The 22,503-nt window shown below is 70.6% G+C and carries 28 protein-coding genes and 1 pseudogene; 27 read left to right on the top strand and 2 right to left on the bottom strand.

Annotated features, from left to right (window positions below):
• The first annotated feature begins 2 nt into the window (after nucleotides 1-2).
• The 16 genes from map (at nucleotide 3) to glmM (ending at nucleotide 10,916) form a co-directional block, all read left to right on the top strand.
• On the top strand, nucleotides 3-857 hold the full coding sequence (gene map / locus ACOKGD_RS12950; RefSeq protein WP_342337642.1) for a type I methionyl aminopeptidase: 855 nt from the start codon (nucleotides 3-5) through the stop codon (nucleotides 855-857).
• A 24-nt stretch (nucleotides 858-881) separates the two neighbouring features.
• Nucleotides 882-1,562, top strand: coding sequence for a DsbA family protein (locus ACOKGD_RS12945; protein ID WP_342337641.1), 681 nt, complete (start codon nucleotides 882-884; stop codon nucleotides 1,560-1,562).
• A gap of 173 nt (nucleotides 1,563-1,735) precedes the next feature.
• Complete coding sequence (infA, locus tag ACOKGD_RS12940; protein ID WP_055992200.1) at nucleotides 1,736-1,957, top strand: translation initiation factor IF-1; 222 nt, start codon at nucleotides 1,736-1,738, stop codon at nucleotides 1,955-1,957.
• A 77-nt stretch (nucleotides 1,958-2,034) separates the two neighbouring features.
• Nucleotides 2,035-2,151 (top strand): 50S ribosomal protein L36, encoded by a 117-nt coding sequence (gene rpmJ / locus ACOKGD_RS12935; protein WP_005050492.1) that lies wholly within the window; start codon nucleotides 2,035-2,037, stop codon nucleotides 2,149-2,151.
• 172 nt (nucleotides 2,152-2,323) lie between these two features.
• On the top strand, nucleotides 2,324-2,698 hold the full coding sequence (rpsM, locus tag ACOKGD_RS12930; RefSeq protein WP_342337639.1) for a 30S ribosomal protein S13: 375 nt from the start codon (nucleotides 2,324-2,326) through the stop codon (nucleotides 2,696-2,698).
• A 22-nt stretch (nucleotides 2,699-2,720) separates the two neighbouring features.
• Nucleotides 2,721-3,119: a 30S ribosomal protein S11 gene (gene rpsK, locus ACOKGD_RS12925; RefSeq protein ID WP_342337638.1), complete on the top strand. Its 399-nt coding sequence runs from the start codon at nucleotides 2,721-2,723 to the stop codon at nucleotides 3,117-3,119.
• A 146-nt stretch (nucleotides 3,120-3,265) separates the two neighbouring features.
• On the top strand, nucleotides 3,266-4,255 hold the full coding sequence (locus ACOKGD_RS12920) for a DNA-directed RNA polymerase subunit alpha (RefSeq protein WP_342337637.1): 990 nt from the start codon (nucleotides 3,266-3,268) through the stop codon (nucleotides 4,253-4,255).
• A gap of 35 nt (nucleotides 4,256-4,290) precedes the next feature.
• Nucleotides 4,291-4,821, top strand: a complete 531-nt coding sequence (gene rplQ, locus ACOKGD_RS12915; protein ID WP_342337636.1) for a 50S ribosomal protein L17 — start codon at nucleotides 4,291-4,293, stop codon at nucleotides 4,819-4,821.
• An 89-nt stretch (nucleotides 4,822-4,910) separates the two neighbouring features.
• Nucleotides 4,911-5,381 carry an S-ribosylhomocysteine lyase gene (locus ACOKGD_RS12910; RefSeq protein ID WP_342337635.1) on the top strand — a complete coding sequence of 157 codons (471 nt, stop codon included), beginning with the start codon at nucleotides 4,911-4,913 and terminating at the stop codon, nucleotides 5,379-5,381.
• Complete coding sequence (gene mtnN / locus ACOKGD_RS12905; RefSeq protein WP_342337634.1) at nucleotides 5,378-6,055, top strand: 5'-methylthioadenosine/S-adenosylhomocysteine nucleosidase; 678 nt, start codon at nucleotides 5,378-5,380, stop codon at nucleotides 6,053-6,055. The genes ACOKGD_RS12910 and mtnN overlap by 4 nt, the downstream gene beginning before the upstream one ends.
• Nucleotides 6,055-6,906 (top strand): tRNA pseudouridine(38-40) synthase TruA, encoded by an 852-nt coding sequence (truA, locus tag ACOKGD_RS12900; RefSeq protein WP_342337633.1) that lies wholly within the window; start codon nucleotides 6,055-6,057, stop codon nucleotides 6,904-6,906. The genes mtnN and truA overlap by 1 nt, the downstream gene beginning before the upstream one ends.
• Nucleotides 6,907-6,928: 22 nt before the next feature.
• Entirely contained in the window at nucleotides 6,929-7,657 is a 729-nt protein-coding gene (locus tag ACOKGD_RS12895; RefSeq protein WP_342337632.1) for an endonuclease/exonuclease/phosphatase family protein, read from the top strand.
• A 95-nt stretch (nucleotides 7,658-7,752) separates the two neighbouring features.
• The gene (locus ACOKGD_RS12890) at nucleotides 7,753-8,418 is read left to right on the top strand and encodes a hypothetical protein (protein ID WP_421355057.1); all 666 of its coding nucleotides are present in this window, start codon (nucleotides 7,753-7,755) and stop codon (nucleotides 8,416-8,418) included.
• Nucleotides 8,419-8,598: 180 nt separating this feature from the next.
• Complete coding sequence (rplM, locus tag ACOKGD_RS12885) at nucleotides 8,599-9,045, top strand: 50S ribosomal protein L13 (RefSeq protein ID WP_342337631.1); 447 nt, start codon at nucleotides 8,599-8,601, stop codon at nucleotides 9,043-9,045.
• A 23-nt stretch (nucleotides 9,046-9,068) separates the two neighbouring features.
• Nucleotides 9,069-9,536: a 30S ribosomal protein S9 gene (gene rpsI / locus ACOKGD_RS12880; RefSeq protein WP_342337630.1), complete on the top strand. Its 468-nt coding sequence runs from the start codon at nucleotides 9,069-9,071 to the stop codon at nucleotides 9,534-9,536.
• Nucleotides 9,537-9,560: 24 nt separating this feature from the next.
• Nucleotides 9,561-10,916: a phosphoglucosamine mutase gene (glmM, locus tag ACOKGD_RS12875; protein WP_342337629.1), complete on the top strand. Its 1,356-nt coding sequence runs from the start codon at nucleotides 9,561-9,563 to the stop codon at nucleotides 10,914-10,916.
• Between the two features lie 93 nt (nucleotides 10,917-11,009).
• Here glmM and ACOKGD_RS12870 read toward each other — a convergent pair whose 3' ends face one another.
• Nucleotides 11,010-11,942, bottom strand: coding sequence for a Ppx/GppA phosphatase family protein (locus ACOKGD_RS12870; protein WP_342337627.1), 933 nt, complete (start codon nucleotides 11,940-11,942; stop codon nucleotides 11,010-11,012).
• Between the two features lie 106 nt (nucleotides 11,943-12,048).
• Between ACOKGD_RS12870 and coaA the strand changes: the two genes are divergently transcribed.
• From coaA to ACOKGD_RS12825, 9 genes and pseudogenes are all read left to right on the top strand, one after another.
• The gene (coaA, locus tag ACOKGD_RS12865) at nucleotides 12,049-12,996 is read left to right on the top strand and encodes a type I pantothenate kinase (protein WP_342337626.1); all 948 of its coding nucleotides are present in this window, start codon (nucleotides 12,049-12,051) and stop codon (nucleotides 12,994-12,996) included.
• Between the two features lie 55 nt (nucleotides 12,997-13,051).
• The gene (glmS, locus tag ACOKGD_RS12860) at nucleotides 13,052-14,905 is read left to right on the top strand and encodes a glutamine--fructose-6-phosphate transaminase (isomerizing) (protein WP_342337624.1); all 1,854 of its coding nucleotides are present in this window, start codon (nucleotides 13,052-13,054) and stop codon (nucleotides 14,903-14,905) included.
• Between the two features lie 24 nt (nucleotides 14,906-14,929).
• Nucleotides 14,930-15,280, top strand: a pseudogene (locus tag ACOKGD_RS12855) (holo-ACP synthase); the annotation flags it as partial.
• A gap of 125 nt (nucleotides 15,281-15,405) precedes the next feature.
• Nucleotides 15,406-16,494: an alanine racemase gene (gene alr / locus ACOKGD_RS12850; protein ID WP_342337622.1), complete on the top strand. Its 1,089-nt coding sequence runs from the start codon at nucleotides 15,406-15,408 to the stop codon at nucleotides 16,492-16,494.
• Nucleotides 16,491-16,967, top strand: a complete 477-nt coding sequence (gene tsaE, locus ACOKGD_RS12845; protein WP_342337621.1) for a tRNA (adenosine(37)-N6)-threonylcarbamoyltransferase complex ATPase subunit type 1 TsaE — start codon at nucleotides 16,491-16,493, stop codon at nucleotides 16,965-16,967. Before alr ends, tsaE begins: the two co-directional genes overlap by 4 nt.
• A 46-nt stretch (nucleotides 16,968-17,013) precedes the next feature.
• Entirely contained in the window at nucleotides 17,014-17,673 is a 660-nt protein-coding gene (tsaB, locus tag ACOKGD_RS12840) for a tRNA (adenosine(37)-N6)-threonylcarbamoyltransferase complex dimerization subunit type 1 TsaB (RefSeq protein ID WP_342337620.1), read from the top strand.
• Complete coding sequence (gene rimI, locus ACOKGD_RS12835; RefSeq protein WP_421355056.1) at nucleotides 17,670-18,215, top strand: ribosomal protein S18-alanine N-acetyltransferase; 546 nt, start codon at nucleotides 17,670-17,672, stop codon at nucleotides 18,213-18,215. Before tsaB ends, rimI begins: the two co-directional genes overlap by 4 nt.
• Before the next feature lie 16 nt (nucleotides 18,216-18,231).
• A complete protein-coding gene (gene tsaD / locus ACOKGD_RS12830) occupies nucleotides 18,232-19,347 on the top strand; it encodes a tRNA (adenosine(37)-N6)-threonylcarbamoyltransferase complex transferase subunit TsaD (protein ID WP_421355055.1) in 1,116 nt (371 codons plus the stop codon).
• Nucleotides 19,344-19,706 carry a hypothetical protein gene (locus ACOKGD_RS12825; protein WP_342337618.1) on the top strand — a complete coding sequence of 121 codons (363 nt, stop codon included), beginning with the start codon at nucleotides 19,344-19,346 and terminating at the stop codon, nucleotides 19,704-19,706. Before tsaD ends, ACOKGD_RS12825 begins: the two co-directional genes overlap by 4 nt.
• 33 nt (nucleotides 19,707-19,739) lie before the next feature.
• Here ACOKGD_RS12825 and ACOKGD_RS12820 read toward each other — a convergent pair whose 3' ends face one another.
• Complete coding sequence (locus ACOKGD_RS12820; RefSeq protein WP_342337617.1) at nucleotides 19,740-20,939, bottom strand: class I SAM-dependent methyltransferase; 1,200 nt, start codon at nucleotides 20,937-20,939, stop codon at nucleotides 19,740-19,742.
• A 199-nt stretch (nucleotides 20,940-21,138) separates the two neighbouring features.
• On the opposite strand from ACOKGD_RS12820, the gene groES reads away from it, so the two are divergent.
• Complete coding sequence (gene groES, locus ACOKGD_RS12815; protein ID WP_149161212.1) at nucleotides 21,139-21,435, top strand: co-chaperone GroES; 297 nt, start codon at nucleotides 21,139-21,141, stop codon at nucleotides 21,433-21,435.
• 157 nt (nucleotides 21,436-21,592) lie between these two features.
• The gene (rarD, locus tag ACOKGD_RS12810; protein WP_342337680.1) at nucleotides 21,593-22,495 is read left to right on the top strand and encodes an EamA family transporter RarD; all 903 of its coding nucleotides are present in this window, start codon (nucleotides 21,593-21,595) and stop codon (nucleotides 22,493-22,495) included.
• Nucleotides 22,496-22,503: the final 8 nt, after the last annotated feature.

Raw genomic sequence — 22,503 nt, 5'->3', positions numbered from 1 at the left:
GTATGGCGATCTTCCGCAAGTCGATCTACAAGACCCCCGCGCAGCTTCGGGCCATGGTCGAGCCCGGCCTCATCACCGCGGCGGCGCTCGACGCCGTGCGTGAGATGGTCAAGCCCGGCGTCACCCCGCTCGAGCTCGACGCCGAGGCCAACCGCGTGATCACCGCCCGCGGGGCGCACTCGAACTTCCAGCTGGTGCGCGGCTATCGCCACACCATCTGCGCGTCGGTCAACGAGGCGGTTGTGCACGGCATCCCGTCCGATGTCCCGCTGCAGCCGGGCGACATCATCTCGATCGACTGCGGCGCCGAGACGCCCGACGGCTGGAACGGCGACTCGGCCATCACGGTGGTCGTGCCCGACCCCGAGCGCCCCGAAATCGTCGCGCAGCGCGAGGAGCTCTCGCGCGTGACCGAGGGCTCCATGTGGGCCGGCATCGCGGCCCTGGCCTCGTCGAAGCGCCTCGGCGAGGTCGGCGACGCCATCCAGAGCTACATCGAGGCGAACCCGCTGTCGCACACCGGCGAGCCCGCCGGCATCCTCCGCGAGTACGTGGGCCACGGCATCGGCCGCAAGATGCACGAGTCGCCCTCGATCTTCAACTACCGCACCCCCGACCCCGGCGCCGAGATCAAGCCGGGCCTGGCCGTCTGCATCGAGCCGATGATGACGAGCGGATCGGACGAGACGTTCGTCGAGGACGACGACTGGACCGTCTCGACGGTCGACGGCTCGATGGGCTCCCACTGGGAGCACAGCATCGCGGTGCACGCTGGGGGCATCTGGGTGCTCACCGCACCCGACGGCGGTGCCGCCGGCCTCGCGCCGTTCGGCGTGGTGCCGGTCCCCATCGCCTGACACCTCGACCTCGGGAGAACGCGCATGAACGGCACCGGCAAGACCAACTGGCTCGCCATCTGGATCTCGGCGGCGGTGGTCGTGGCGCTGGTCGCCGTCGGCATCGTCGTGGTGTGGATGAACAACCAGGCGACCGGGCCGGGCACCGCTCCGAAGGCCGACTTCGTCAACGCCGAGACGGGCGCGATCTCGATCGGCGACAACAAGGACAACGTGCTCGACGAGTACGTCGACTTCATGTGCCCCATCTGCGGCCAGTACTTCGACGCGTACGGCGAGACGGTGCAGGGGCTCGTCGACGACGGCTCGCTGACCCTCAACCTGCACCCGATCTCGATCCTCGACCGCTACTCGCAGGGCACGAAGTACTCGACCCGTGCGGCGAACGCGATGTACTGCGTCGCCGACGAGTCGAAGGACGCCGTGGTGCCGTTCCTCGAGCTGCTGTTCGCGAACCAGCCGGAGGAGCAGAGCGAAGGCCTGCCCGACGAGCAGCTCATCACGATGGCCGGCGCCGCCGGCGCCGAGGGCGCCGAGGCGTGCATCACCGACGGCACGTACAAGCGCTTCGTGACCTCGATCACCGAGAAGACGCCGATCCAGCCGGGTCAGCAGGGCATCGGCACCCCCACGGTGGTGCTCAACGGCGAGTTCGTGACGCTCTCCGGCGACCCGCAGGCCGACATCGTCGACCAGCTGAAGTGATCCGGCCCGGCGAAGCGCCCCGCGCGACACGCCGAGTTGCCGACACGCCCGAGAGCACCTAACATAGATCTTTGGTGCTTTGCGCCTGGTTTCGGCGTGTCGCCTGATCAGGCCATCGGCACCGAAACCCCACTCACCGCAGACCTATCGGCCTGCATAAGCAAAGCGAGTCTATGGCGAAGAAAGACGGTGTCATCGAGATCGAGGGTGTGATCACTGAGGCGCTGCCCAACGCGATGTTCCGCGTTGAGCTCACCAACGGTCACAAGGTCCTCGCAACGATCTCGGGCAAGATGCGGCAGAACTACATCCGCATCATCCCCGAGGACCGCGTGGTCGTGGAGCTCAGCCCCTACGACCTCACGCGCGGACGCATCGTCTACCGCTACCGCTGACCCGCTCTGCCATCGCACGTCGATGGGGAAGTAACGGCTGCGCTCCGGCGCAGTACGAAGACAGCGAAAGAAGCATCATGAAGGTCAACCCCTCCGTCAAGCCGATTTGCGACCACTGCAAGGTGATCCGCCGCCACGGCCGCGTGATGGTCATCTGCAAGAGCAACCCGCGCCACAAGCAGCGCCAGGGCTGATCCTGCAGGTCGACTCGCTTCGCTCTCGATGAGCGAGGCGGTCGAAGGACAACTCAATATCTGACACAGGCAGGATCAGAAGCCGCTTCCGACAGGACAGCGGGGGACACCTCGGGGTGAGGCCCGGGCACCGATCCTGCTCCATACCTCAACAACACTCAGGAGAGTTCGCATGGCACGTCTTGCCGGCGTCGACATCCCGCGCGACAAGCGCGTGGTGATCGCACTCACGTACATCTACGGCGTTGGACGCACTCGCTCGGTCGAGATCCTCGCCGCCACTGGCATCAGCCACGACATCCGAGTCAAGGACCTCAGCGACGACCAGCTCGTCGCGCTCCGTGACTTCATCGAGGGCACCTACAAGGTCGAGGGTGACCTGCGTCGCGAGGTCGCCGCAGACATCCGCCGCAAGGTCGAGATCGGCTCGTACGAGGGTCTCCGTCACCGTCGCGGCCTCCCGGTCCGCGGTCAGCGCACCAAGACCAACGCGCGTACGCGCAAGGGTCCGAAGCGCACCGTCGCCGGTAAGAAGAAGGCGCGCTAAGCGCGGGGTTTAGGAGAACACCATGGCTGCACCCAAGTCCGCCGCGCGCAAGCCGCGCCGCAAGGAGAAGAAGAACATCGCAGTGGGCCAGGCCCACATCAAGTCGACGTTCAACAACACCATCGTCTCGATCACGGATCCCACGGGCGCCGTCATCAGCTGGACCTCGGCTGGTGGCGTGGGCTTCAAGGGCTCGCGCAAGTCGACCCCGTACGCCGCCGGCATGGCCGCCGAGTCCGCTGCGCGTCAGGCGCAGGAGCACGGCGTCAAGAAGGTCGACGTCTTCGTGAAGGGTCCGGGTTCGGGCCGCGAGACCGCGATCCGCTCGCTGCAGGCCGCTGGCCTCGAGGTCGGTTCGATCCAGGACGTGACGCCGCAGGCGCACAACGGCTGCCGTCCGCCGAAGCGTCGCCGCGTCTGACGTGACTTCCGCTGGGGTGCAGGGTCTGCGGATCCTGCGCCCCGGCGTCTCGTCGTCCCACGGCCGCTTCCGCGGTCTGTCGAACAACTGAAGACCTATTCACCGCACGTGTCATATAGCGGGCACGTGATCGAAAGGAACAACCAGTGCTCATTGCACAGCGTCCCACCCTCACCGAGGAGAAGATCTCGGAGTTCCGCAGCCGGTTCGTCGTGGAGCCCCTCGAGCCCGGCTTCGGCTACACCATCGGGAACGCGCTGCGTCGCAGCCTGCTCTCGTCGATCCCCGGCGCGGCAGTCACCAGCATCCGCATCGACGGCGTGCTGCACGAGTTCAGCACGATCCCTGGTGTCAAGGAGGATGTCACCGAGATCATCCTGAACATCAAGCAGCTCGTGGTCTCGAGCGAGCGCGACGAGCCCATCACCGCGTACCTGCGCAAGACGGGCGCCGGCGAGGTCACGGCCGCTGACATCTCGGCTCCGGCCGGTGTCGAGGTCCACAACCCCGAGCTGGTCATCGCGACGCTGAACGACACCGCCAAGTTCGAGCTCGAGCTGACGATCGAGCGTGGCCGCGGCTACGTCTCGGCCGTCCAGAACCGCAACGAGTACGCCGAGGCCGGTCAGATCCCGATCGACTCGATCTACTCGCCGGTCCTCAAGGTCAGCTACCGCGTCGAGGCCACTCGCGCCGGTGAGCGCACCGACTTCGACAAGCTCGTCCTCGACATCGAGTCGAAGGCGTCGATCGCCCCCCGCGACGCCGTCGCGTCGGCCGGTCGCACGCTGGTCGAGCTGTTCGGTCTCGCTCGCGAGCTGAACGTCGAGGCCGAGGGCATCGAGATCGGCCCCGCGCCGGTCGAGACCGTCCTGTCGAACGAGCTGTCGATGCCCATCGAGGACCTCGACCTGTCGGTTCGCTCGTACAACTGCCTCAAGCGCGAGGGGATCAACACGGTCTCCGAGCTGGTCGCCCTGTCGGAGACGCAGCTCATGAACATCCGCAACTTCGGTCAGAAGTCGGTCGACGAGGTGCGCGACAAGCTCGTGTCCCTCGGTCTGTCGCTCAAGGACTCGGTGCCCGGTTTCGACGGCACCGGCTTCTACGGCGGCTACGACGACGAGTCGCTCTGATCATCCCGACTTCTGCCTCATTGGAGTAACTAGAAATGCCTAAGCCCACGAAGGGTGCCCGCCTCGGCGGCGGCCCCGCCCACGAGCGTCTGCTTCTCGCGAACCTCGCCTCGTCGATCATCGAGCACAAGTCGATCCGCACGACCGAGACGAAGGCCAAGCGCGTTCGTCCGCTCGTCGAGCGTCTGGTCACCAAGGCCAAGCGCGGCGACCTGCACGCCCGTCGCCAGGTCCTGTCGACCCTCGGCGGCAGCGCCAAGTCGAAGGAGATCGCGTACATCCTCTTCGAGCAGATCGCTCCGCTCGTCGCCGAGCGCGAGGGTGGCTACACCCGCATCACGAAGGTCGGCAACCGCAAGGGCGACAACGCTCCCATGGCTGTCATCGAGCTCGTTCTCGAGCCCGTGACCAAGAAGGCCAAGAAGGCCGCCCCCGCCGCCGAGGCCAAGGCTGAGAAGCCGGCCGAGGTCGTCGAGGAGGCCCCCGCCGAGGAGGCTCCGGCCGCCGAGGAGACCGTCGAGGTCGAGGAGGCCGCTGAGGCCCCCGCCGCGGACGAGGCCAAGTAACCTCATCCTTCACGTGGAGAGCCCCCTGCTTCGGCAGGGGGCTTTCTGCTGTCCGGGGGAGCCCCAGCTCGGGCCGTAGGGTGGGAGACGTGACCGAACAGCCCCGCATGAACGTCGAGTCGTTCAACCTCGACCACCGCGCCGTCGCCGCGCCGTACCTGCGCATCGCCGACCGCAAGGTGCTGCCCGCCGGCGACGTGATCGTGAAGTACGACGTGCGCTTCGCTCAGCCGAACGTCGCGCATCTCGAGATGCCCGCGGTCCACTCGCTCGAGCACCTGTTCGCCGAGAAGAGCCGCAACCACTCGGATCGGGTCATCGACTTCTCGCCGATGGGCTGCCAGACCGGCTTCTACCTGATCCTGCAGGGGGACCACTCGTTCGACGAGGTCGCCGAGCTGGTCGAGGCCACGCTGCGCGACGTGCTGACGGCGTCCGAGGTTCCGGCGGCGAACGAGGTGCAGTGCGGCTGGGGCGCGAACCACACCCTCGAGGGTGCGCAGCAGGCCGCGCGCACCTTCCTCGAGGCGCGGGAGCAGTGGGGCCAGGTCTTCGCGTGACCGTCGCCACCACGGTGATCCTGGTCGCCATGGAAGAGGAGGCGGCGCCCTTCCTGGCGCTGGCCTCGGAGGTCTCCGAGCCGGTGCTGATCGGCCGCGCCGCGCATCAGGGCATCGTGCTGGGCGGCTCGATGCACGTGCTCGTGCGTACCGGCATCGGCATGGTCAACGGCGCCGCCGCGGCCGAGGGTGCTCTGGCACGCTACGGCGCCGATGTCGCTCTGGTCTCGGCCGGATCGGCCGGCGGGCTCGCCCCGGACGTCTCGGTGGGCGACGTGATCGTCTCGTCGTCGCTCGTGAACGTCGCCGCGGACGCGCGGGCGTTCGGGTACGCGCTGGGCCAGACGCCCGGCATGCCCGAGGCCTACGCCGGAGATGCATCCCTCGTGGACGCGGCCGTCGCGGCGGGTGCGCGCGACGGGGCGATCGGCTCGGGAGAGAAGTTCGTCGTCGCCGACGTCGCCTTGCAGATGCGCGACGACTTCCCGAACCTCCTGGCCGTCGACATGGAGTCGGCCGCGATCGCGCAGGTCGCGTTCAACCACGGCGTCCCCTTCGTCTCGGTGCGCGGCGTCTCGGATCTCTGCGCCCCCGACGGCACCGAGTTCCTCACCCACGTCGACGACGCCGCCGAGCGGTCGGCCCGCGTGGTCGCGGGGATGCTGACCCGCTGATGCCGCGCATCCGGCTCGACATCGCCTACGACGGCACGCACTTCCGAGGGTGGGCGCGCCAGCCCACCCTGCGCACCGTGCAGGGCACCATCGAGGCCGCGCTCGAGCGCGTGATCGGCTCGCACGTCCCGCTGACGGTCGCGGGCCGCACCGACGCCGGTGTGCACGCGACGGGACAGGTCGCGCATGCCGATCTCTCCGAGGAACAGTGGGCCCGGGCGACGCAGGTCCGGCGCGATCTGCGCGAGCCGGGCGATCCGGTCGCCCCGCTGGCGCGCCGGCTGACCGGCGTGTTCGGTCAGTACAGCGACGTGGCGGTGTCGCGGACGTCTACGGCGCCCGAGGGGTTCGATGCGCGCTTCTCGGCGACGTGGCGGCGGTACGAGTACCGGATCGCGGATCTCGTCACCGGGTACAACCCGCTCGAGCGTCTGCACACGACGACCGTGCGCGCCGCGCTGGACGTCGACGCGATGAACGACACGGCCAGCCGGCTGATCGGGCTCCACGACTTCGCCGCGTACTGCAAGCCGCGCCCGGAGGCGACGACGATCCGGACGCTGCTGGAGTTCGACTGGCGCCGTGACGAGCGGAACATGCTCGTCGCGAACGTCCGCGCCGACGCGTTCTGCCACTCGATGGTGCGCGCCCTGGTCGGCGCCTGCGCGGCGGCGGGGGAGGGCAAGCTGACCCCCGAGCAGCTCGTCGCGATCCGCGATGCGCAGGTCCGCACCAGCGACTTCAAGGTGCTCGCCGCGCGTGGGCTGACCCTCACGGAAGTCGGGTATCCGGCAGACGAGCTGCTCGCCGAGCGGGCCTCGCAGACCAGGAATCGCAGAGACGCCGAATAGGCGGCACGCGTAAGTTGGGCTCATGAGAGTCATCTCGTACAACCTGCGCAAGCACGCCGCCGCCCATGAGCTGGAAGAGCTCGTCGACCGGTGGGAGGCGAACGTCCTGTGCCTGCAGGAGGCGAGCGCATCGGAGATGCCGAGCCGGATCTCGGGGCTGACGCTCGCGCACGCCACGTCGAAGAACCGACTGGGGCTGGCGCTCTACTACCGCGAGAACATGTTCGAGCTGCGGGCGGTCAAAACGCTCGAGCTGAAGAAGTCGCTGCACGACATCATCGCCAAGCCCGCTCACGAGCGCGTGCTGGCGGCGAAGCTGTTCGACATCGACGCCGGCCGCGAGGTGATCATCGCGTCGTTCCATGCGTCACCGCTCACCGCGCTCAACTCGCTGCGCCGCCACCAGATCCGCACCGCCCTGACGACCCTGCAGACGATGGGAGAGGGGGTTCCGATCCTGATGGTCGGCGACTACAACTACCCCGTCTTCAAGGAGCGCCTGCACGAGCGGGTGCGCGGCGAGGGCTATGACCTCACACTCAGCGACAGCCGGACGTACACCCGGTACCGGTTCCTCAAGGGCCACTACGACTTCGCGACCTCGCTCGGCCTCGACATCGACAAGGTGACCACGCTCCCGCAGGGCGACTCGGACCACCTGCCCATCCTCGTCACCGCCGGGTACAAGTCCGGCCACCGCGAATTCCGCGTCGCGGGCGATCCGAGCCAGGACGAAGAGACCACGGAGTGACGTGAAGAGCCCGCCCTCGACGTGACATCCTCATCAGTGGTGCTGTGGACGGGGAGCGAGCTGCGCTCGACCCCGCGGGAGGATGGAGCCGCGCCGTGACGCGCATGATGGAGCTCGGCCGGTGGGTGCGTTATGCGCTGCTGGTCGTTGTAGCGGCGGTCGTGGTGATCGTTGTCGTCTCGATGCTGACGCGTGGTGGGGGAGCCCCGGCCGCCGCGCCGGCGGCTGACGTCGAGGCGGCCGTCGCCGAGCCCGTAGCCACGCCCACGGCCGCGGACGTCTCGCCGGCGGTCGCGCCCGTGGTCCCGCTTCCGGACGACCCCGAGCAGCGGTTCCTCGCGATGGCCGCCGACGGCACGCTCTTCCGCGGCACCGCCGGATCCTGCGCCGCCGGCATCGCACCCACGCTCGAGTCGACCTCCGACGCCGTGACGTGGGCATCGGCCCTGCCGGACGGGGCCACGCAGCTGCTGGGACTGCCGGTGGATCCGCTGGCCCCGGTCGTCGCCGATGCCGCCTGCGCTGCACCCGCCGGCTGGGACGCGCCGGTCGCGCAGCCCGAGAACGTGCTCGCCGTCGACGGCGACGTCGCCGCAACGCTCACGGACGGCCGCGTCTGCATCGGGCCCATCGCGGCGGCCGGCGAAGTGCTGTGCGACGAGAGGTTCGACCCCCTCGACCCGATCGCGATCGATGCGGCCGCGGACGGGCTGGTCTACGTCTGGAGCGGGGACACCCTGACGGCCGTCGACCGCCCCTGACCCGGACCGCGCTCCGCTGATTCGCGGTCGGGCGTGTCGGCTGGTAGTCTTTCCCTTTGGTGCCTACTGCAGGCACAGCGAATGTGAGCCCTCCACCGGCTGCTTCTCCGAGTTCCTCGCGAGAAACGCCCCGGAGTGGGATTCACGAACGACTCCGTTCGAAAAGAAAGCAGCACTACTGTGACGCGCACTTACACCCCGAAGGCCGGTGAGGCTCAGCGCGAGTGGCTCGTTATCGACGCCACCGACGTCGTCCTCGGACGCCTCGCCTCGCACGCCGCCGCGCTCCTGCGTGGCAAGCACAAGGCGACCTTCGCCCCGCACATGGACCAGGGTGACTTCGTCATCATCGTGAACGCCGACAAGGTCGCGCTCACGGGCCAGAAGCTCCTCCAGAAGAAGGCCTACCGCCACTCGGGCTACCCGGGTGGTCTGACGGCCGTCACGTACGCCGAGCTCCTCGAGAAGAACCCGGTTCGCGCCGTCGAGAAGGCCGTCCGCGGCATGCTCCCCAAGAACACGCTCGGCCGCGACCAGCTCGCCAAGCTCAAGGTGTACACGGGTGCCGAGCACCCCCACGCCGCGCAGCAGCCCAAGGTGTACACCCTCGACCAGGTCGCCCAGTAAGCGCCGGCATCCAAGGATTCAACGTGACTGACATCGACACCCAGAACTACTCGACGGAGACGCCGGCCGCTGAGGCCGCCGAGGCTCCCCGTCCCGTCCTCAACGTCTCCGGCGCCGCCGTGGGTCGCCGCAAGCAGGCCATCGCCCGCGTGCGCGTCGTCCCGGGCTCGGGCACGATCACGGTCAACGGCCGCACGATCGAGGACTACTTCCCGAACAAGCTGCACCAGCAGCTGATCAACGACCCGTTCACGGTGCTCTCGCTCGGCGGCGCCTACGACGTGATCGCCCGCATCTCGGGCGGCGGCCCCTCGGGTCAGGCCGGCGCGCTGCGCCTCGCCATCGCCCGTGCGCTGAACGAGATCGACCGCGAGAACAACCGCCCGACGCTCAAGAAGGCCGGCTTCCTCACGCGCGACGCTCGCGTCATCGAGCGCAAGAAGGCTGGTCTCAAGAAGGCCCGCAAGGCCTCGCAGTTCTCGAAGCGCTAAGCGCAGACGGACTCCCACTCAGCCATGCCGCTCTTCGGAACGGACGGTGTGCGAGGACTCGCCAATGGCATCCTCACCGCCGACCTGGCTCTGTCCCTGGCCCAGGCGACTGCTGTCGTCCTGGGCCAGGGCCGTTCTGCGGAGGCGCGCCGGGCCCAGGGCCTGCGCACCTCCGTGGTCGTCGGTCGCGACCCGCGCATCTCGGGAGAGTTCCTGAGTGCCGCCGTCTCGGCCGGCCTCGCCGCCTCGGGCATCGATGTGTACGACGCCGGTGTGGTGCCGACTCCGGCCCTCGCCTTCCTCGTCGCCGACCGTGACGCCGACTTCGGCGTCATGATCTCGGCCTCGCACAACCCCGCTCCCGACAACGGCATCAAGATCTTCGCGCGCGGCGGCGTCAAGCTGCCGGACGAGGTGGAGCGGCGCATCGAGGCGACGCTCAACGGGCCCTTCCTGCTGCCGACCGGCGCCGACGTGGGGCGCGTCAAGCGCTTCGCCGACGCCGAGGACCGCTACGTCATGCACCTGCTCGGCTCGCTGCCGAACCGCCTCGACGGCATCCACGTGGTGCTCGACTGCGCCCACGGCGCGGCGGCGGGGGTCTCGCCCGAGACCTTCCGCGATGCGGGTGCGCGGGTGACCGTCATCGGCGCCGATCCCGATGGCATCAACATCAACGACGGCGTCGGATCGACGCACCTCGACAAGCTCGCTCGCGCGGTCGTCGCGGCCGGAGCCGACGTGGGTATCGCCCACGACGGCGACGCCGATCGCTGCCTCGCGGTCGACGCCCGGGGCGAGATCGTCGACGGCGACCAGATCATGGCGATCCTCGCCGCCTCCATGCAGGAGCGCGGTGCGCTGAAGGACGACACCCTCGTCGCGACGGTCATGAGCAACCTCGGTCTGCACGTGGCCATGCGCGAGCGCGACATCACCGTGCTGCAGGCCGCCGTCGGCGATCGCTACGTGCTCGAGCTGATGAACGAGGGCGGCTTCTCGCTCGGCGGCGAGCAGTCGGGTCACGTCATCATGAGCGAATTCGCCACCACCGGCGACGGCATCCTCACGGGTCTTCACCTGGTGGCCGAGATGGCGCGCACGGGCAAGTCGATGGCCGAGCTCGCGTCGATCATGACGAAGTACCCGCAGGTGATGATCAACGTCAAGGACGTCGATCGCACCCGCACGGCCGACCCCGTCCTGCAGGACGCGGTCGCGGCCGTGGCCGCCGAACTGGGCGACACCGGGCGTGTGCTGCTGCGCGCGTCGGGCACCGAGCAGCTGGTGCGCGTGATGGTCGAGGCGGCCTCCGAAGCCGACGCCCAGCGTCACGCCGAGCAGCTGGCCGCCGTGGTGGCCGAGCGACTCGCGCTCTGACCGCGATGTGAGACCGCCGGGAGCCCTTCGGGACCCCGGCGGTTTCGCGTTCCCCGGCACCGCGCGTCGCGCGATCCGGGAGAGCCGGAGCGGTCAGCTCCAGCCGAGCTCCTCGATGTAGCGCAGCATCACGCCCTCGCGAAGCGCCCAGGGCGATACCTCGAGCTCGCTCACGCCCAGGGCCTTCATCGCCTCGTGCACGATGACCGCACCCGCCGTGATCTGGAACGTGCGCTCGGGGGTGATCCCCGGCAGCTCGTGCCGGACCTCGGCGGGGATCCGGGCGAGGCGGGGGATCCACTGCCCGAGCTGCTGACGCGGCAGCACCATGCGCTCGATCCCGGTCCGCCCCGGCATCGGATAGCCCGCGAGCTTCGCGAGCGATCGGATCGTCTTCGACGAGCCGACGACGTGATCCGGCTTGCCGAGGCTCTTCAGATCCGCCGCGACCGGCGCGAGCACCCCGACGGCGTGACGGCGCAGCTGAGTGACGGCCCGCTCGCCCGGCGGATCCTCCATCAGGAAGTCGACGGTCATCCTGCCGGCGCCGAGCGGCACCGACCGCGCGTACTCGGGGAGATCCTCGTCGCCGGCGGCGATCTCGAGCGATCCGCCGCCGATGTCGAGCAGCAGGATCCGCCCCGCCGACCAGCCGAACCAGCGGCGGACGGCCAGGAAGGTGAACCGCGCCTCGGTGTCGCCGCCGAGCACCTGCAGGGGCTGCCCCAGGACCTCCTCGATCCGGCGGATGACGTCCGCGCCGTTGGTGGCCTCGCGCACGGCGGAGGTCGCCGTGGGCAGCAGCTCCTCGACGTGCTCCTCCTTGGCGCGGGCGACCGCATCGCGGACGGCGTCCACGATCAGCGCGACGCCCTCCTCCGAGATCGCCCCCTCGGGCGTCAGGTACCGCATCAGGCGCAGTGTCGACCGATGGCTCGACGCCGCCTGCGGCCGCCCTCCGGGGTGCGCGTCCGCCGTCAGCAGGTGGACGGTGTTCGAGCCGATGTCGAGGACTCCGAGGCGCATCCTCGGATTATGCCGGTCGCACAGCCCTCCCGGTGTCGGCCACGCGCCCGGCGGCCCCGCCGGCGCCCGACAACGGGCGCGCCCGCACGCGGATACGATTGCCCGGATGAGTGCCGTCCCGCCCCTGCCCGCTCCGCTGTCCCTGTACGGGGAGATCGCGCGCGCCGACTGGTCGCGCCTGGCGGCGGGGATGGATCAGCCGCTCACCGAGGCCGAGGTGTTCCAGCTGCGCGGCCTCGGCGATCGCCTCGACCTCACCGAGGTCGCCGAGGTGTACCTGCCGCTCAGCCGCCTGCTCAGCATCTACGCCAAGACCATCCGCCGCCTGGGCAACGACGTCAGCGGATTCCTCGGCACACCCGACGAGACGACGCCGTTCGTCGTGGGAGTGGCCGGATCGGTGGCGGTCGGCAAGTCGACCATCGCCCGCCTGCTGCGCGAGCTGATGAGCCGGTGGGCCGACACCCCGCGCGTCGAGCTGGTGACGACCGACGGCTTCCTGCACAGCAACGCCGAGCTCGAGCGCCGCGGGATCATGCATCGCAAGGGCTTCCCCGAGTCGTATGACCGCCGCGCGCTGATCGACTTCGTGACGAAGGTGAAGTCCGGCGCCGACGAGGTGCGGGCGCCCTTCTATTCGCACATGAAGTACGACATCATGCCCGACGCCACCGTCGTCGTGCGCCGGCCGGACGTGCTGATCGTCGAGGGCCTGAACGTGCTGCAGCCGCCGCCCGCGCCGAACGACGTCGCGGTGAGCGACCTGTTCGACTTCACGATCTACGTCGACGCCGACACGGGCCACATCGAGCAGTGGTACATCGACCGGTTCCTGAAGCTGCGCGAGGCCGCGTTCGCCAACCCCGCATCGCACTTCAACGTCTTCGCGCACCTCACCGACGCCGAGGCGACCGAGACGGCCCGCGGCTACTGGAACGACATCAACCTGCCGAACCTCGTCGAGAACGTCCTGCCCACCCGGCATCGCGCGTCCCTCGTGCTGCGCAAGGGCGCGGATCACTCGGTCGAGTCGGTGCTGCTGCGCAAGCTCTGAGAGCGCGATCGCGCCGCGTCGGATCCTCCCAGTAACCGCCCATAGGATCGGATCCATGTGTGGAATCGTCGGATACGTCGGCCCTCGTGACAGCCAGGACATCCTGCTCGCGGGCCTTGCCCGCCTGGAGTACCGCGGCTACGACTCCGCGGGCATCGCCGTCATCGACGGCGAGGGTGGGATGCACTCGGCCAAGAAGGCCGGCAAGCTCGCCAAGCTGCGCGATGAGCTGGCCGCGCACCCCATCGCGTCGGGCACGACCGGCATCGGTCACACCCGCTGGGCCACGCACGGCGGCCCGACCGACGTCAACGCGCACCCGCACCTCGCCGACGACGATCGCCTCGCGGTGATCCACAACGGCATCATCGAGAACTTCTCGGCGCTGAAGAACTCGCTGCTCGCCGAGGGCGTCACGTTCCGCAGCGAGACCGACACCGAGGTCGCGGCCGCGCTGCTCGGCAGCGAGTACCGCAAGGCCGATGGCGACCTGGTCGCCGCGTTCCGCGGCGTCGTGAACCGCCTCGAGGGCGCGTTCACCCTGCTCGCCATGCACGAGGACCACCCGGGTCTTGTGGTCGGCGCGCGCCGCAACTCGCCGCTGGTCATCGGCCTCGGCGAGGGCGAGAACTTCCTCGGATCCGACGTCGCCGCCTTCGTCGAGCACACCCGCCAGGCGCTCGCGATCGGCCAGGACCAGATCGCCGCGATCCGCCCCGAGGGCGTCACGGTCACCGACTTCGACGGCAACGCCGTCGAGCCGGAGCCCTTCGAGGTGAAGTGGGACGCCAAGGCGGCCGAGAAGGGCGGCTGGCCGTCGTTCATGGCCAAGGAGATCTCGGAGGAGCCCGAGGCCGTCGCCAACACTGTCCTCGGCCGCGTTCAGGACGGCCAGGTCGTCATCCCCGAGCTCGATGGACTGGACGAGCTGTTCAAGGGCATCTCGCGCATCGTCATCGTCGGCGCCGGCACCGCCGCGTACTCGGCCTTCGTCGGCAAGTACGCGATCGAGCAGTGGGCCCGCATCCCCGTCGAGGTCGAGCTGGCGCACGAGTTCCGCTACCGCAGCCCCCTCGTCGGCCCCGATGTGCTGGTCGTCTCGATCAGCCAGTCCGGCGAGACCATGGACACGCTCATGGCGGTCAAGGAGGCCGCGCGCCTCGGCGCCAAGACCCTCTCGATCTGCAACACCCAGGGCGCCACGATCCCGCGCGAGTCCGACGCGGTGGTCTACCTGCACGCCGGCCCTGAGGTCGCCGTCGCATCGACGAAGGCCTTCGTCGCGCAGATCACGGGCCTCTACCTGTTCGCGCTGCACCTCGCGCGCGTCCGCGGCACGGTGAGCGCCGAGGTCCTCGCGGACTCCATCGACGAGCTCCACACCCTGCCCGAGAAGATCCGCTGGATCCTCGAGAACGAGCAGGAGCGCATCACGCAGCTCGCGCACTGGATGGCGGACACCCGCTCGGTGCTGTTCCTCGGGCGCCACGTGGGCTACCCGATCGCGCTCGAGGGCGCGCTCAAGCTCAAGGAGATCTCGTACATCCACGCCGAGGGCTTCGCCGCCGGCGAGCTGAAGCACGGCCCGATCGCCCTGGTCGAGCCGGGCCTGCCCGTGTTCGTCGTGGTGCCGTCGCCGTCGGGTGCGCCCGAGCTGCACGCCAAGGTCGTCTCGAACATCCAGGAGATCCGCGCCCGCGGCGCCCGCGTGATCGCGATCGCCGAGGCCGGCGACGCTGCCGTTCTGCCGTTCGCCGACGAGGTGCTGCGCATCCCGCTCGCCGCGCCGCTGTTCGAGCCGATCCTCGCGGTCGTGCCGCTGCACATCTTCGCCATGGGCCTCGCGAACGCGAAGGGCCTGGACGTGGACCAGCCGCGCAACCTCGCGAAGTCGGTCACGGTCGAGTAAGGCACAACGGGAGGCGGTGCGCCCATGATCGTCGGAATCGGCGTCGACCTTGTCGACATCCCGCGCTTCGAGCGCACGATCGAGCGCACCCCGAAGCTCCTCGAGCGGCTGTTCACCCCGCATGAGCGAGAGCTGCCGCTGCGCTCCTTGGCCGCGCGCTACGCGGCCAAGGAGGCGCTGATCAAGGCGCTCGGCGGATCCGACGGGGTCCACTGGGACGAGATCGAGGTCGCGCGTCTCGGCGAGAGCGTGCCGCCGCGGTTCGCGCTGTCCGGTTCCACCGCGGCGGTGATCGCCGCTCGGGGGATCACGACGCTGCACCTCTCGCTCTCGCACGACGCGGGTCTGGCGATCGCTTATGTCACCGCCGAGGCCGCGGGCGGTGAGGGCGTCGCCGGCGACCTCGACGCGATCGGCGCGGGATACGTGCCCTCGGCGGACGAGGCCGACGACGCCCTGCTCGATGTGCCCGAGGCCGAGGATCCCGAGGAACCGCGGTGATGCGCGAAGCGGTCATCGACCTCGACGCCCTCGCCCACAACGTCCGCACCCTGCGTGAGCAGCTCGGCACCCGCGAGTTCATCGCGGTGGTCAAGGCGGACGCCTACGGGCACGGTGCCGTCGCGTGCGCCCGTGCGGCCTTCGCCGCCGGCGCCACGCGTCTGGGCACCGCCGACATCGCCGAGGCGCTCGCGCTGCGCGAGGCCGGCATCGAGGGCCCGATCATGTCGTGGCTGCACGCGCCGGGGGAGTCCTTCGCCGCCGCCGTGGCCGCGGGCATCGAGGTGGGCATCTCGAGCCTCGAGCAGCTGCAGGCGCTTGCCGCGGCGGGCCCCGGCGGCGTCGCGCACCTGAAGCTCGAGACCGGCCTGAGTCGCAACGGCATCGCCCCGCAGGACTGGGCGGGGGTGTTCGCCGAGGCCGCGCGCCTCGAGGCCGAGGGGCTGGTGCGCATCGACGGCCTGTTCAGCCACCTCTCCAACACCTCGGACGACGACGACCGCACGCAGGTGCGCCGCTTCGAGGTCGGCATCGCCGCCGCCGCTGCCGCCGGCCTCACCCCGTCGGTGCGCCACATCGCCGCGACGGCCGCCGCGATCGATCTGCCCGAGGCGCGCTTCGACGCCGTCCGCATCGGCATCGGCCTCTACGGCCTGTCGCCGTTCGCCGACCGCAGCTCGGCCGACCTCGGCCTGCGACCTGTCATGACGCTTAGGGCTCAGGTCGCCGCCGTGCGTCGTGTGCCGGCCGGGCAGGGCGTCTCGTACGGCTACACGCACCGCACCCGCGACGACTCCACCCTCGCGCTCGTGCCGCTGGGCTACGGCGACGGCGTTCCGCGCCAGGCATCCGGATCCGGGCCCGTCTCGATCGGCGGGCAGCGCTTCACCGTCGCGGGTCGCATCGCCATGGACCAGTTCGTGGTCGACGTGGGCGACCTCCCGGTGGCCGTGGGCGACGAGGTCGTGCTGTTCGGCGACCCGGAGACGGGCGTGCCGTCGGCGGGCGACTGGGCCGACGCCGCGGGCACCATCAACTACGAGATCGTCACCCGGATCGGATCCCGCGTCCCGAGGACGCCCGCATGATCCCGGATCGGCTGCTCGGCCGCCACGAGGTCGCCACCTCGGCCGAGATGGAGGCCCTGGGAGAGCGGATCGGCTCGGGGCTCGCCGTCGGCGACCTGATCGTGCTGACCGGCCCGCTGGGCGCCGGCAAGACGACGCTGACGCGCGGCATCGCGGAGGGCCTGGGCGTGCGCGGCCCCGTGCAGAGCCCGACGTTCGTCATCGCGCGCACGCACCCCTCGCTGGCCGACGGTGCGCCGCTGGTGCACGCCGACGCCTACCGGCTCGACTCGGCCCTCGAGCTCGACGACCTCGACGTCGACGTGGACGGATCCGTCACGATCGTGGAGTGGGGCCGCGGCAAGGTCGACGGCCTCCGCTCGCAGTGGTGGGACATCGAGATCGAGCGGCCCGTCGGCGACATCGAGGGCAGCCCCGAGGATCTCGACCTCGACGCCCCGCGGGTGGTCACGATCACCCGCGTCACGGCCTGACCCCGGCTCCCCGCTTCCGGCCAGCCACCGTCGTTACGCTGGAGGAGTGATCCTCGCCATCGACACCTCGATCGGATCGGCCGTCGCGGTCGTCGGCCTCGACGGCGCCGTGCGCGGGGTGGCCGAGAGCGCGGGCACGCTGGGTCACGCCGAGATCGTCGGCACCCTTCTCGAGCGGGCCCTGGCCGAGGCCGGGGCCGCGCCGTCGGACATCACCCACGTCGCGGCGGGCATGGGCCCGGGGGCGTTCACCGGGCTCCGGATCGGCATCGCCGCGGCGCGCGCCTTCGCCCTCGGGCGCGGGATCGACGTGGTGCCCGTTCCGAGCCACGAGGCCGCCGCGCTGAGCCACGCCGGTGAGCCCGCCGGCCGGGCCGCGGAGGGCCGCATCGCCATCGTCACCGACGCGCGTCGCCGCGAGAACGCGATCACCGTGTTCGAGGGAGTCACCGACGCGGGGCTGCCCCGCGTCGTCGGGGGCCCCGAGCTGCGCCCCCAGACGGCCGACCTCGCGACGGATCCGCTGACGGCCGGATCCGAGATCGTCCGCACCGCGACGATCGCCGCCGCCGCCGTCGGCCGGGTCGCCGCGCTGATGCTGTCGGGCGGCTGGCGACCCACCGGCGCCCTGGCCGAGACCGAGCCCCTGTACCTGCGTTCGCCCGATGTCACGGTGGGCCACGTCCCGAAGAAGGTGCGCGCGTGAGCGGCGGCACCGAGGGCGTGACGCGGGCCGAGACCATCCGGCCCGCCACCGTCGAGGATCTGGGCGGCATCATGACCCTCGAGCGCGCTTCGTTCCCGAGCGACGCGTGGCCCGAGGCGATGATGCACGGCGAGCTCTCCTCTCCGCACAACCGCTACTTCGTCGACGTGCTGGCGGGCCAGGTCGTCGGCTACGCCGGCCTCCGTGCACTCACCGGATCGCGTGACGCCGATGTGCAGACCATCGCCGTCGGTGCCGCATCGCGTGGGAAGGGCCGGGGCCGGGCACTGATGCGCACGCTGCTCGACGAGGCTCACCGTCGCGGGGCGCGAGAGGTCTTCCTCGAGGTCCGCGCCGACAACCCGGTCGCCGAGGCGCTGTACGCCTCGGAGGGGTTCACCGAGCTCGGCAGGCGCCCCCGCTACTACCAGCCCGACGATGTCGACGCCGTGGTGATGCGCCTCGACCTCGCGGCGTGGGCCGCGGGGCGGGCCCCGCAGTCGCCCTCCTCCCGGGCCGCCGATGCCGGAGCCTGCACGTGATGCGGCGCCGACGCCCATGTTGCGAAGGAACGAAGTGACTGAGTCGAAATACGTCCTCGGCATCGAGACCAGCTGCGACGAGACCGGGATCGGCATCGTCCGGATCCGCGAGTCGGGCGACGCCCGCCACGAGCTGCTCAGCAACACCATCGCGTCGAGCATGGACGAGCACGCCCGCTTCGGCGGTGTGGTGCCGGAGGTCGCGGCGCGCGCGCACCTCGAGGCCCTGCAGCCGGCGATCGAGGCCGCGGTGGCCGAATCCGGCATCACGCTCGCGGATGTGGACGCCGTCGCCGTCACCAGCGGCCCGGGCCTCGCCGGCGCCCTGATGGTCGGCATCGGCGCCGCCAAGGCCCTGGCCGTCTCGCTCGGCAAGCCCCTCTATGCCGTGAACCACCTGGTCGGGCACATCGCGGCCGACATCCTCGATCCGGATGCGCCTCCGCTCGAGTACCCGACCGTGGCGCTGCTCGTCTCGGGCGGGCACACCTCCCTGCTGCTGGTGCGCGACCTCACGAGCGACGTCGAGCTGCTCGGCGAGACCATGGACGACGCGGCCGGAGAGGCCTTCGACAAGGTGGCGCGGATCCTGGGTCTGCCGTATCCCGGCGGCCCCGAGATCGACCGCGCGGCGGCCGAGGGCGACCCGAAGGCGATCCGCTTCCCGCGCGGGCTCTCGCGGGCGAGCGACATGGCGAAGCACCGGTACGACTTCTCGTTCTCGGGTCTCAAGACCGCCGTGGCGCGCTGGATCGAGCAGCGCGAGGCGGCCGGGGAGCCCGTGCCGGTGGCCGACGTCGCGGCGTCGTTCCGCGAGGCGGTCGTCGACGTCCTCGTGACCAAGGCGCTCGACGCGTGCGCCCAGCACGGGGTGCCGCGCCTGCTGCTCGGCGGCGGCGTGATCGCCAACAAGCGCCTGCGCGACGTCACCCTGCAGCGGGCCGAGGCCGCCGGGGTGACCGTGCGGATCCCGCCTCTGCGTCTGTGCACCGACAACGGCGCGATGATCGCCGCGCTCGCCGCCGAGCTGATCGCCACGGGCCGCGCACCCTCGACCCTCGAGTTCGGGGCCGATTCGACCCTTCCGGTGACGCAGATCCAGGTCGCCGCGAAGGAGCCCGTGACGTCATGACCGACAGCCTCGCGGAGGGTTCGGTGCGACGCGAGCCGATCGTGCCCCGCGAGCAGCCGCGCGCGGAGGCCTCGGCGGCGCCGTCGGCCGCGTCGACCCTGTGGGCGCGCTACCCCTCGCGCGGGCGCCTGGCCACGTGGGCGCTCAGTGTCGCGATGATCGCTCTGAGCCTGTCGTGGTTCGGCTCTTTCGCGCTGCCCGTGGCCGTGGTGGCCAACGTGCTGGCCGCGCTGACGCTCATCTTCAAGCGCGCCCAGCGCGAACTCGCCTGGTGGGCCCTCGGCCTCTCGCTCGCCTCCGCGGCCTGCAGCGTCTACTGGATCTGGCAGGACATGCTGCAGAGCGCCGCCGCCGGCTGACCCACCTCTCACCTCGGCGCGGGCCGACCGCCCTCAGGCTCGGGGGACGCGATCGGCGAGCACCGCGATCCGCTTGCCGGCGACGCGCGTGACGATCAGCGTGGCCGACTCGGGGCCCTTGAGACCCAGGCGCTTGCGGAACTCCGCGGGGTCGATGTCGACGCCGCGCTTCTTGATCTCCAGGGTGCCGATTCCCCGCGCCCGCAGCGCCTTCGCGAGGGGCTTGGGATCGGCGGGCAGCACCTCGCGCACGCGGAACGACGACACGAACGGGCTCGTCGTCGGCGCATCGCCCGTGAGGTAGGCGATCCCGGGGGCGACGGGCCCGGCGGAGAGGGCGCGGGCCACATCCCCGACCAGGCGGGCGCGGATCACCGCGCCCTCCGGCTCGTGCAGGAACGCCCCGAGCGGGCGATCCGGTTCGTCCTCGGTGTCGGCCGGGGCGGTGAGCTCGTGGGCCGCCTCGCCGCGCAGCACCAGCGCCGAGCGCGCGACGCCCTCGCGCGCCAGCGCGCCCGTCCACACCACCAGCTCGACCGTCGATCCGTCGACGCTGATCCACTGCGTCTCGACGCCGGGCCCGGACGGCAGGGCCTCCCGGTCGTGCGCGGGGCCCAGCTTGACGCCCGCGGGCAGCCGCGCGGCGAGCGAGAACACCCAGTCCAGCGGCGGGGAGTAGTCGGCCGCGTTCACCCGCGACGTCTCGCCGTGGCCGGCCGTGCGGCGGGCAGGGTCGAGCCACACCGCGTCGACGCCGTCGAGATCGATGTCCTGGGCGAGGCCCGAGCGCACCTCGGCGCCCTCGCCGAACGGCGCCAGGTTGTAGGCCGCCAGGGCGGCGGTCACCGGATCGGCGTCGACCGCGAGCACGCGCATCCCCATGGCGGCGAACGCGAGCGAGTCGCCGCCGATGCCGCACCCCAGGTCCGCGACCCGGGTGATCCCGGCGGCGCTCATCCGCCCCGCGTGATGGGCGGAGACGCTCATGCGGGTGGCCTGCTCGAGACCCGCGCGGGTGAACAGCATGCGGTCGGCGAAGGGGCCGAACTTCGCCGACGCCCGTTCGCGCAGGCGGGCCTGGCCGACCACGGCCGACACCAGCTCGGGCGGATGCCCCGCGGCCCGCAGGCGCGACACCAGCCGCGTCACGTCGGCCGCGGGCTCGGCGGCGACCACGTCGAGCAGCGCCAGCCCCTCGCGAGTGAGCAGGGCGTCGAGCTCGGCCGATTCCATCCGTCCAGCGTAGGCGGCGGCCGGGGATGCCACGCGGGAGGAGCCCGCCACGTGGCCCGGGGCCCGGCGTTGTGTCGGGGGATGACGGTCGTTGGCACTCGCGTTGCGTGAGTGCCAGAATCCCTCCTACACTTGTGTCTGGCACTCCCCTAGGGAGAGTGCGAATGAACTTGTCCGTACTGGAAAGAAGAGGTGAACCGTGTCGGTTTCCATCAAGCCGCTCGAGGACCGCATCGTCATCAAGCAGGTCGAGGCCGAGCAGACCACTGCGAGCGGTCTCGTCATCCCCGACACCGCGAAGGAGAAGCCCCAGGAGGGCGAGGTCGTCGCGGTCGGTCCGGGTCGCATCGACGACAACGGCAACCGTGTTCCGCTCGACGTCGCCGTCGGCGACCGCGTGCTCTACAGCAAGTACGGCGGCACCGAGGTCAAGTTCGGCGGCGAGGAGTTCCTCGTCCTCTCGGCCCGCGACGTGCTCGCCGTCGTGGTGCGCTGAGTCTCAGCTCTCTGCGCAGAAGGCCCGGATCCTCGGATCCGGGCCTTCTGTCATGTCCGGCGGCCGCATGGCCGTATTCGTTCGATGGTTGGCAGGCCCCGCGGACCGGGCCGTCCGAGGGGCGACCTAGGCTGGATCGGTGAAGAGCAGCACCCCCATGAAGAGCGAGACCGCCGGCACCCTCTACGCGCTCGGGGCGTACGTTCTCTGGGGCATCCTGCCGCTCTACTTCGTGGTGCTGGCCCCCACGGGGCCGTGGGAGGTCGTCGCCTGGCGCGTCCTGCTGTCGCTGGTGTTCTGCGCCCTGCTGCTCACGGTCACGAAGGGCTGGGGGCGGTTCCTCGCCGTGCTGCGGCAGCCCCGTCTCGCGGCGCTGATGGCACTCGCCGGCATCCTCATCTACGGCAACTGGCAGATCTTCGTCATCGCCGCCCAGAGCGACCAGGTGCTCGAGGCGAGCCTCGGGTACTTCATCAACCCGATCACCACGGTGCTTCTCGCGGTGCTGGTCCTCCACGAGCGCCTGCGGGTGCTGCAGTGGGTGGCGATCGGCGTGGCCGGCCTCGCGGTGATCCTGATCGTCGTCGCCTACGGCACCGTCCCCTGGTACGCCCTGGGCCTGACCGTCACGTTCGGCCTCTACGGCCTGGTGAAGAAGCAGGTCGGCGGGGTGGTCGACGCCACGAGCGGCCTCGCGCTCGAGACCCTGTGGCTCACGCCCGTCGCGATCGTGCAGCTCATCGTCGTCGCCGCGACCACCGGGATCACGCTCGGCACGGCTGGGACGTGGCACACGATCCTCATCCTCTCGGCGGGCGTTGTGACCGCCGTGCCGCTGCTGCTCTTCGCCGCCGGCGCCAGCCGCGTGCCCCTCAGCGTGATGGGCATGCTGCAGTTCGCGGGCCCGATCCTGCAGTTCATCGTGGGGGTCGCGATCCTGCACGAGCCGATGCCCACCGCCCGCTGGATCGGGTTCGGGGTTGTCTGGATCGCCTGCATCCTGCTGACCGTCGACCAGATGCGTCACGCACGCCGCCCGCGGGTCATGGAGCCCGCCTGATTGTCACA

Source organism: Microbacterium phosphatis (assembly GCF_049177115.1).
Taxonomy (GTDB): Bacteria; Actinomycetota; Actinomycetes; order Actinomycetales; family Microbacteriaceae; genus Microbacterium; species Microbacterium phosphatis.
Note: the sequence above shows the minus strand (reverse complement) of the source record. Positions and strands in the feature narration are given on the sequence as shown.

Coding starts and splice junctions, on each gene's coding strand:
- tsaE (WP_342337621.1), top strand. CDS start 16,491: ATGATCCCGGATCGGCTGCTCGGCCGCCACGAGGTCGCCACCTCGGCC.
- rarD (WP_342337680.1), top strand. CDS start 21,593: ATGAAGAGCGAGACCGCCGGCACCCTCTACGCGCTCGGGGCGTACGTT.
- truA (WP_342337633.1), top strand. CDS start 6,055: ATGCCGCGCATCCGGCTCGACATCGCCTACGACGGCACGCACTTCCGA.
- rplQ (WP_342337636.1), top strand. CDS start 4,291: ATGCCTAAGCCCACGAAGGGTGCCCGCCTCGGCGGCGGCCCCGCCCAC.
- ACOKGD_RS12895 (WP_342337632.1), top strand. CDS start 6,929: ATGAGAGTCATCTCGTACAACCTGCGCAAGCACGCCGCCGCCCATGAG.
- glmS (WP_342337624.1), top strand. CDS start 13,052: ATGTGTGGAATCGTCGGATACGTCGGCCCTCGTGACAGCCAGGACATC.
- tsaD (WP_421355055.1), top strand. CDS start 18,232: ATGTTGCGAAGGAACGAAGTGACTGAGTCGAAATACGTCCTCGGCATC.
- glmM (WP_342337629.1), top strand. CDS start 9,561: ATGCCGCTCTTCGGAACGGACGGTGTGCGAGGACTCGCCAATGGCATC.
- rpmJ (WP_005050492.1), top strand. CDS start 2,035: ATGAAGGTCAACCCCTCCGTCAAGCCGATTTGCGACCACTGCAAGGTG.
- ACOKGD_RS12945 (WP_342337641.1), top strand. CDS start 882: ATGAACGGCACCGGCAAGACCAACTGGCTCGCCATCTGGATCTCGGCG.
- ACOKGD_RS12825 (WP_342337618.1), top strand. CDS start 19,344: ATGACCGACAGCCTCGCGGAGGGTTCGGTGCGACGCGAGCCGATCGTG.
- infA (WP_055992200.1), top strand. CDS start 1,736: ATGGCGAAGAAAGACGGTGTCATCGAGATCGAGGGTGTGATCACTGAG.
- ACOKGD_RS12870 (WP_342337627.1), bottom strand. CDS start 11,942: ATGCGCCTCGGAGTCCTCGACATCGGCTCGAACACCGTCCACCTGCTG.
- rpsM (WP_342337639.1), top strand. CDS start 2,324: ATGGCACGTCTTGCCGGCGTCGACATCCCGCGCGACAAGCGCGTGGTG.
- alr (WP_342337622.1), top strand. CDS start 15,406: ATGCGCGAAGCGGTCATCGACCTCGACGCCCTCGCCCACAACGTCCGC.
- map (WP_342337642.1), top strand. CDS start 3: ATGGCGATCTTCCGCAAGTCGATCTACAAGACCCCCGCGCAGCTTCGG.
- coaA (WP_342337626.1), top strand. CDS start 12,049: ATGAGTGCCGTCCCGCCCCTGCCCGCTCCGCTGTCCCTGTACGGGGAG.
- ACOKGD_RS12820 (WP_342337617.1), bottom strand. CDS start 20,939: ATGGAATCGGCCGAGCTCGACGCCCTGCTCACTCGCGAGGGGCTGGCG.
- rpsK (WP_342337638.1), top strand. CDS start 2,721: ATGGCTGCACCCAAGTCCGCCGCGCGCAAGCCGCGCCGCAAGGAGAAG.